Origin of the sequence: Chamaesiphon polymorphus CCALA 037 (assembly GCF_003003845.1) — a bacterium.
Taxonomy (GTDB): Bacteria; Cyanobacteriota; Cyanobacteriia; order Cyanobacteriales; family Chamaesiphonaceae; genus Chamaesiphon; species Chamaesiphon polymorphus.
Window position 1 is genome coordinate 45631 of the sequence record NZ_PVWO01000001.1, and the last position, 8786, is coordinate 54416.

The 8786-nt window shown below is 43.5% G+C and carries 4 protein-coding genes; all 4 read right to left on the bottom strand.

Annotated features, from left to right (window positions below):
* Positions 1-52 precede the first annotated feature (52 nt).
* The 4 genes from C7B77_RS00185 to C7B77_RS00200 all read right to left on the bottom strand — a co-directional run bounded on the left by C7B77_RS00185 (position 53) and on the right by C7B77_RS00200 (position 8708).
* A complete protein-coding gene (locus C7B77_RS00185; protein WP_245893952.1) occupies positions 53-6472 on the bottom strand; it encodes a hypothetical protein in 6420 nt (2139 codons plus the stop codon).
* On the bottom strand, positions 6469-7200 hold the full coding sequence (locus C7B77_RS00190) for a hypothetical protein (RefSeq protein WP_106299300.1): 732 nt from the start codon (positions 7198-7200) through the stop codon (positions 6469-6471). The genes C7B77_RS00185 and C7B77_RS00190 overlap by 4 nt, the downstream gene beginning before the upstream one ends.
* A gap of 252 nt (positions 7201-7452) precedes the next feature.
* Positions 7453-8193, bottom strand: a complete 741-nt coding sequence (locus tag C7B77_RS00195) for a hypothetical protein (protein ID WP_106299301.1) — start codon at positions 8191-8193, stop codon at positions 7453-7455.
* The gene (locus C7B77_RS00200; protein ID WP_245893954.1) at positions 8193-8708 is read right to left on the bottom strand and encodes a DUF192 domain-containing protein; all 516 of its coding nucleotides are present in this window, start codon (positions 8706-8708) and stop codon (positions 8193-8195) included. Before C7B77_RS00200 ends, C7B77_RS00195 begins: the two co-directional genes overlap by 1 nt.
* Positions 8709-8786 lie beyond the last annotated feature (78 nt).

Consider the following 8786-nt stretch of genomic DNA (forward strand, 5'->3'; position numbering starts at 1 on the left):
AGTTAGATTACCTGTTCGAGATCGTCTTCTATTGTCACTGTCAGTTCGCCAACTACATCGCCATCTCCATCTCCTCCTGTTCCTGCTCCTGCTCCTGCTTTGAGATAAAGGCAGAGATCGATTGCTCTGTTTGAACTTGCGATCGATCGTCGTTAGACGCGCCAGCTTCGTATATCCCTGCCGAGTTGAGGTGGAGATTGTAGCCAAGTTCGGATAGGCGATCTCGTACCATGAGATCGATCCCCGTGTCATTGCCAACAAGAATCTTCGCTTTAGCTGCGATTGCCAGATCGAGCAGTGGTAAGTATTGAGTGCGGAAATGTTGTGCCAGTAGCTCGTTACTAGTGTCTTTTCCAGTCCGATTCCCTGTCACCATCACCACATCAGTCGATTTATAAGTGGTGGTATTAGCATTAGCCGCCCAGTTGTCTCTGTACATAGTAGTGCGACTTTTGGCTTCTAAGGGAATGCCGATGTACTTGTTTGCAGCAAAGCCCATGACAATATCTACTTGAGAACGAGAGGGCAGTTTAGTCCAATCTTTGTTAGTGCCGTAGGATGCGAGAATCGGGTTGTCTCGCTTGATTCCATCTTTGACCAGGACATGATTGACTGCTCTATCATTGAGATAGGTTTGCAGTGTTGCAGCTTCAACTATTGCAAAGTAGCGAGTTTTACCATCTTCGGTGGGGAGTTTGGCCCCGATCGGTAGACCTAAATGATACATTGCTGTGTCCCGCTGCCGATCGTTCACAAACTCAAATACGATTGAATTGTTAATTGCCATTGCCTTACCCTTAAATCGAGTTTGTACCTCACCAGTAATGGGTTTGAGTGCAAAAGGAACGGGCTTTGATTTGCTAAGATCTAACACTGGGATGTTTGTAGACTGCGGATATTGCTCGATCCACTGCTTGAGATTGTTTAACTTAATCGGTACCCACTCGCGAATAACGGGGATATCAGCGAGTTTAGCTTGATAGTCTGCTTGAGAGACAGGCTTGCCCAGTTGTTTAGAGATCGTGGTTTTAACTTTGGGATCTAGTTCTTCAGTGTTTATCCGCAATACTGTATAACCACGACGAGATTCTTCATAAGTATCTGGAATGCCACGTTCTATTTTGGTGTATTTGATTTCATCTCGATCGAAATGTTTTTCTATTTTATGAAGCTTGTTGTCTGGTATGACTAACTGTAACTGCTCCACTTCTTTTAATCCCGACTCATCAACAACAGGCACAGTCACCTTAACTGAAAAAGACTGCGGAAAGGAATTAGAATCAGCTTGACGACGTAGGTTTCGACTTGCCTCTTCCAGCACAGCCTTGACTCTATCGCTCTTAAATTCGGCTGATTTCAACTCCTTGGCTGTTAATTTTGGACTTTGCACTTCATCTTTTTTTGTGCGTTGATAAGTCCTGGCTGGTTCGACATCAGCCCAGACATTGCTGTTGTAAAGAGTATTCTCATCGATCGATACTTTATATCCAACTTGTTTGGGGATGACACTCTGCACCTTAATCGAGATTTCGGTAGCATTCTCCAGTTCGTTAATCCGATTGCTCCAAAATTTTTGTTCGGCGGTTTGAGTAATCTCCCCAATTCTTGTTTCACCGCTGTAAACCTCGATCGTCGATTCCAGTTCGGTTTCTCTCACCATCTCGACTGATATCGATTCAAACTGTTCTTTGCGAATAGTTGTATTGACATTATCTCGATTCTTTTTATCGAATTTATCAAAGTTTACTCCAGATAGGTAGTGAGTTCTATCGTTAATTTCGACTGTACCAGAAAATTTGTTATCGAATATTTTCAGTCGATCTAGTTTTAATTGGGTGGATTTACCCTCGCCCAATATTGCGATAATCTCTGGGGCGAGGTTGCTAACCTGAATATCGATCTGCTCGGATGGAACTATTAATCTGTAGCTGGGTGTCTGAGTGCGGACAACGTGGAGATCTTTAACCTGCCCACGATCGATTAAATTCTTCCCTTCGCTGGTAAGTTTGCCCACCAGTACGGATCGCTGGGTTCCTGCTTCCAGTGGCGATTTAAACGTGACGGTGTTGTAGTTAGGCTCGATCGTGCCCTGGAAGCTAGTCTTGTCAAGCAGTTGAATACCATAGCCAGTCAATTCACCAGCTTCGATCCACTGCTGTTTACCATCAACTTCTGCCTGTGCTTTGAGTTGTTTCGTACCATCGCTACCCGCCATCACAAAGTACTTGGTGGGTTTGGTGAGGTAATCTGGATATTGGGTATCCATAATAATCTGCCCCGCTCCCCGATCGAATATAAATTCATTCAGCGTCTGGGGTAAAGCACTCAACAAAAAGTCTTGAGAGATGGCTTTCTCTCCCACCATTTGAGCGGTAGCAGCAAATACTTCACGCTTATCCCAGCCTCGCTGCTCGATTTGGGCGCGGAAATCTGCTAGGACTTCGCAGGATTCGGCTTTGAGTTCGTCAATGCGGTTATGAAGGACTTCAAATTCAAAATCGCCAATAGGCTGTTTGCCTTCAGTCATAGCCGAAGTTTTGGCGATCGATCCTAGTGTGTATTGGTAGTCGATCCCTTCCCAGGTTGACGAACGATCGGGATAAAAAGTCACCAAGCCATTGCTAGCCTCGATCGCTCCCTTGCCTTCGAGTTGGCGAAAAGTGTTAATCTCGCTGACATTACAGTCGCCAATGACGACTTTACTGCCATCGTTGGTGTAGATATTGAGGACGATCGGTTTACCATATTTGAAATCATCTAGGGCTTTTTTCTCAAGCGCGATCGTCGATTGAAGATTCTGGTAATCATCGCGGAAATTGGCGACCATCGCCTTCATTTCTGGCTCGACTGGAACAGACCGCAATTGACCGATTAGTGCGTTCAAGGTCATGCTACTGCTCGTTGGTAGCCGATTCTGGTGGTTCTCCTCAACGATGAATCGTTTGAGTAGTTGGATGCCAGCATCGAGTTGGGGTAGCTTGTCGGTGACGGCATAGACTGTCCCCTCGCTGGGTTTGACTCCAGATTTGACGAAATCTACCGCTCGTTGATTTTCTCTATCTACGACTTCAATACATTTGCGGAGCACGACGGTTTGGTAATCGCGTAAGTAAGTGTCGATCTGGGCGGGATTGTAGTGATAGTTGGGAGTAACATCGATCTTTTCGGTGAAAATCAGGGGTAGATTAGTGTCGGGATCGATCGTTCGCTGGTTACTCGTCAATGGTTGAGAGAGATCGATAATCTTACTTAACCGTTCGCGAACGCTTGCGTAATTCTCAAGATAGTCCACCAGTAAAGCTGGATCTGCCTTACCCTCACGGATTGCCGTCAGTTTCATTGACTTGACTTTCTCCATATCCTCAATCAGATCTGAAGGAAAAACAATCCCCTTCTTCGCATTGATTGGTTTAGCCGCAAGAGTTGCAGCGTGATACGCACCCAATAACTGTGCGATCGGTTTTCTCACCATATAGAGATAGTTAGCTTGAGCGCGGGGATTGTCTATCTGTTCTTTGATGAAATCGACGCTATAGAAAGGTGTGAACCGCTCGAACGTGGCTTGAAGTTCTGGCGGAATTTCAAGTTGTAAATTAACATCTGGCTCGACCAGGGATTGTGCATCCACTCGATACTTTTGAAAAGAGCTGTAAATTAATTGCAGCGTCTCGGTTTTGAGCTTTTCGGCAGATCGGCGATCTGCTGTTGATAACTCTCCATCCGTACTGGTAATAATAAAGTCCAAACTCGCATAGAGTTTATTGATTTTGCTTAGTTCGCTATTGATAATCCCTACATAATCTTTCAACCGTTCGACTACCATCCCAGGTAAATCTTCACTCTGGATTAATTGCTTCTTGTCCTTAGAAACGAAGTGCATCAACTTTTCTGGAGTGAGGTTATCGACGACTTCCTGATAAAAATTGGGATAATCTCGTTCGGCAAATAGGGCGATCTGATCCCCATCGAAATCCGCCTTCATCGCCTCCAAATTCGTCCGCCAAGATGCTTTTGCAGCTTCTAATGAGCCAAACTCTTCGATAATCTGTTGATAGCTTTGGGGGTCATCCTGCTCGATCTCAGCCAGTGTTTGGCGACCGATATAGATCGCATCGGGGATAATTCCCTCTAGTTCGGGATTGAGGAAGAAGGAAATATCGTTATTGACTGTTACTGCTTGTACTTGTCCGCGATTGAGAACGGGAAACCTCAGCGCGACATGTTTATCGCCAGTAGTTAATCCTGCTCCAGCAATCTGATTGTGCTTGAGTTCGCCACAGACTACTATCGGGCGAAACTCACCCCGCATTGATGAGATCGCTCCTTCATTAATATTCTTAATTTGTCCGTCCACGTATTCCTGGAGGTTCGCGCGGACGCTAGGTAATTCGAGCAGTCCCCAGTTCTTGGATTCTAAGATCGTATCGATGAACGCGATATTTCCTGGTAGTTCGACTTCGGGTTTGCCCTTTCTTACTTCTTCCTGTTGGGAGATTTTGAAGGTGCGGACGTAATCTTCTGCCAGACTGATCAGATCCATCTGTTTCTGTTGCAAATCTTGAATCGCTGTCTGGACGGGAATGCTCACATCTTTTGCCAATCCCAGGGCGTATAAGTCCTGCACCGAACCGAGTTTGGCGGTAGTTTGGCGAAATCGTTCGGTTCTAGTGATAAACAAGTCTTGAGGATTGACTTGATGGATGCCGATTTCAGGGGGCAATTTACCACCGCCTAAACCTTTGAGCATTGATGTGGTGAGAACCAGATCCACATCTACATCCACCCCATGAGTGGCAAAGTATTTCTGGAGATTGAGGGGAGTAACTGTACCTTTGATATAGTAGGAGCCGATTTGGGGATCGAGGCTGTATCCGCGCACTTGGGATAAGCCGACATCCTCAATTAATTTCATCCGTTCGCCCACGGATCGATCGATTATGCTCGCACCATCTGCGGCAATATTCCGAATCGCGATTTCTGGGATATCGTAGTTATTCTGACCCGTTTCATGGTCTACTACCAATACTTTCAACGGACGATCTAGGGATTGGCTTTGTCCTTTAGCGAATAAACCCCTGGCGTAACCTGGAATCTGAGTTTCTAGGGGCATCAATGTCTTAATTGCCGCCTTCACTTCGGGAGTACCAAAATAGAGTTGAGCCGAGCTTGTAGCTAGTAAGACCGTGCCTTCAGGAGTATGCTTGGTGAGGTCGTCAGCGTTGATATATTTAGAGTAGGGAGCGACGTAGAATATTGGCTGTTCGCCTTCTTTAAGTAATCCTTGCCTCCTCAATAATTGTTCGATAGCGGTGCCTTCCCTAATCTCCGATCTAATCGTGCCAGTAGTCAAACCGATTTGTGGTCTTCTGTTGATGAGGTCATAATTGATTAATTCGATCGACATATTGGTATTTCCTGGTGATTGATTATCGTTCGCGGAGGTGGAAATTATTGGTAGAGAATCGGCGGGAGTTGTTGGTTCGGGCGAATTTGAGGTGTCTGGGGAGTTGGGAGTCGGTGGTCTGGGTTGGTTTCGGACGGGAGCTGCTGGAGGTTCGGGTGAGTTGGGAGGATTCTCAATCTCAGGTACTTCGGGGAGTGCTAGTTCGCAGATTGAGGCGATCTGTTGTCGGTTAAATTCTAGTAGTTCGATGGCAAAATTCTTGGCTCGTTCGCCGATCCAACCATCGGGAATGCGATCGAATAGTTGAGTAACTATTTGACTGTCGATTTGAGTAATCCGCTCCATCCAGACTCTCACCGCGTTTGGTTTGATTGAAACTACTGTTGCTAGCATTCCACTCATGCTTAGGCTGCGACCTTTACTACCAGAAAAAGCAGAACTTTGATTCTGAACGTGATTGGCTGGATCTAAATCTAAATACTCTTCCTCAAAAAGTAGATAACCCAAGCCCAAACCGTGGTCGTAAGTCGGGAGTAATTCTTTCCTCCCAGTAGTCGTATCGATCTGAATCCCCCAATTCTCATAGTGGCGGTCGATGTTATCGATCCAATAATCAAAAACAAGATATCCAGCTAATAGATCGGCAGCAGTTTCAACCTGTGGAGGGAGAGTATATTTAAGCGGAAGAGCTATCCGATCGAGGTCGGCTGTGGTCAGAACAGTCTCGACCGTATATGAATAATTGCCTTGCCCAAAACATTGATTTAATAAGCTTTTACCAGATTGTTCATTATGATTAGGCTGCAAATAGTCACCACTGATAATTGCCCTCCGCCCATCAAATAATTCAGCAAATTCATAAGTAGCAGCCGGAAGATCGATTAGTTTAGCTAACTCGTGGGTGATTTTCTCGACCCAAGCTCCATTCAAGCTTTCTTCATCAAATTTAAGAATAACTGTTCCAGAATCGGGTAGGTTTACTCGATATTTTTCAGCGGCTCCGCCTTCAATTTCTTGAGCATTTTCAAAAGCCACCGCTGAAATTTCTAATACCGAGAAGTTAGTCATACAATCACTTTTCCTGTAACTAACTCAAAACATCGATTAGCATAAAGATCGACTTTGCTTACAACTGCAACTAGAATTTTATTGCCCAAGTATGGATCGTCGCTAACATTAATAAGCTCGATTTCAGTAATATCATTTCCCAATAAAGAGAAGTAAGGAGGAAGTAAGCCTAATTCATCTGATGCTACTTTAACTACTACTCTCCCGTTCGAGGCAAGATCGTACTGAAGTTTGGAATAAGCTGCCAGATTAGATTTAACATCAGAATTTACTTCCTGTAAGACACAGTAAAACTGATATTCACCGTAACTGTTTGGTTTGATAATCGGACAAATATCATAGCTATCGCCATTAATATTACCTCCAGTAATAGCGATAAAGGTGAGGCGATCGATGTTAGGATAATCCAAGCCTAAAAACTTGCATCTGCGTTCTGTATCAGGACGTAGGCGAGGCATTCTAACGCTAAAAATGTCAGGAATTGTATAGGCAATTTCTTTGCCATCAACTGTGGGCAGGGACACCATTTCAGCCATACCTCGATACTTATGTGCCAATCGTTGATATGCACGAGTATGGGTGGCTTCATAACCGCGATCTGATTTGACAAGTCTCATCAGTGGTTGCCATTGCCCATCTTCTGGTACTACCCAGCCTAAATATAAGCCAATGATTTTGGATTCCTCGATCTGAGCAATGCCGCTGTGCCAATTTTGAACCGTAGTCATACTTTTATCCTGGAACTTAACTTTAAGATGAAGATAACTAGAATCATTAAACTTTGCTAACGATCGAAGCAAGTTTTATCCACGTTCTTATTTTAGCAAAAATAAAGTTATAATATCCAAATTTAAGATTTTGGAATTTAGTCAACCGATCTACAGCATTCATTTTAGTTTCATTTGAAAATAATTTAATAATTTACACTATAGCTTGTTTAACTATTGTAAATAACAGTTGCCTCGATTCTCGCTATAATTCTAATTGGGAATATCATCCTCATCTTCCACATGTCTAGAGATGATTTTAGGCGGCGGTGGTTTAGTAGATTGAATTGTCATACCTATAAAATTCTGATGACTTTGAGCTAGAAATCTCTGAATCCTTACTCTCATTAATAATGGAATTTCGCTGTTTTCGGGGTGAGCTAAATGATGAAGAATTGCCCGACTTGCTTCGATGAATTCGATTTCTGTCGGATTGGTAATTATCCCTGGCAGATCGCAGATATTAAAGGTATCTGTTTCGTCGTCCGGCTTCTCTAAATTGCCCCAAACTCGTGCGTGTTGATTTCGCACCCAATTGAGCTGCCAATCGTAATTACATAGTTCTTGAAAGTACTTAATACTGTCTCGATGTCCGTTACTGACAAACCAGAAACTATGTCTGATATCATCGGTAAGAATACCTGAGAGATTTATCCATTTCAAAAACTTTACTTGAGAGTGGCTGGCTAACTTAACTACTAATCTTTTATGAGTATGCGCTAATTTGAAGATTTCATCGGCAGCTAAACTATTGGTAATAAAATATTTACTAGGAGTGTGAGATTCTAATAGAGCGGGATTGTAGATTTCGCTTAATGACGAGTTAGGGCTGGTATCGACAACGATCGGAATGACTTGGTAATCTTTGAGAAACAAACTTTCAGTCAAGGCTCTAACCGCCCAGGATTTACCTACCTGTGGTAAATTACCGCCAATCCAATGAATTTGAGCCATCAGTTTCGCCCCGCATAAGTCAGCTCGATCTCTGTATCATTTTTAATACCTAATTTCTCAACAATTCCTGCTTTAACTTCCATCACCGCATCATATTTTTGTGGAAGTGAATAGTTGGTACATTTATCGGTACAGGGAGTCACGTTGGCATATAGCCCCACGACTCGGTTCTTGTTGATAAAAATCAGATCTGTAGCAAATTCCATTCCTTTACCACTAAATGTCAATGGTTGTTGAGTCGTGGTTTGATATAACATTCCCCGATCTGATGGAATATCTGGGCGATGGGTTAAGCCCGTTTGTTGAGTAATAGCTGTTTTTGCCACTTCTAATTTAATTGCCTTATTGCCAATCATCGCCTGTGCAGCTATTGGCAAAATTATTGGCTTGTTATTAGTGACTTTAAATAAGCTACTAACATCAACTCCATGTAAGTAAATTGGAGCTAATAGCATCACTAAATATGGAAGTTGCGCTTTAGTCAGAAAGACTCTTTTGTTGTTGAAATTAAGCATTGGTTTTAGGGGGAAAGGGGAAAGGGTTTTGATGTAAGCTCAATCCAAAATCCTCTCCCCTGCTCCCAACTCCCAACT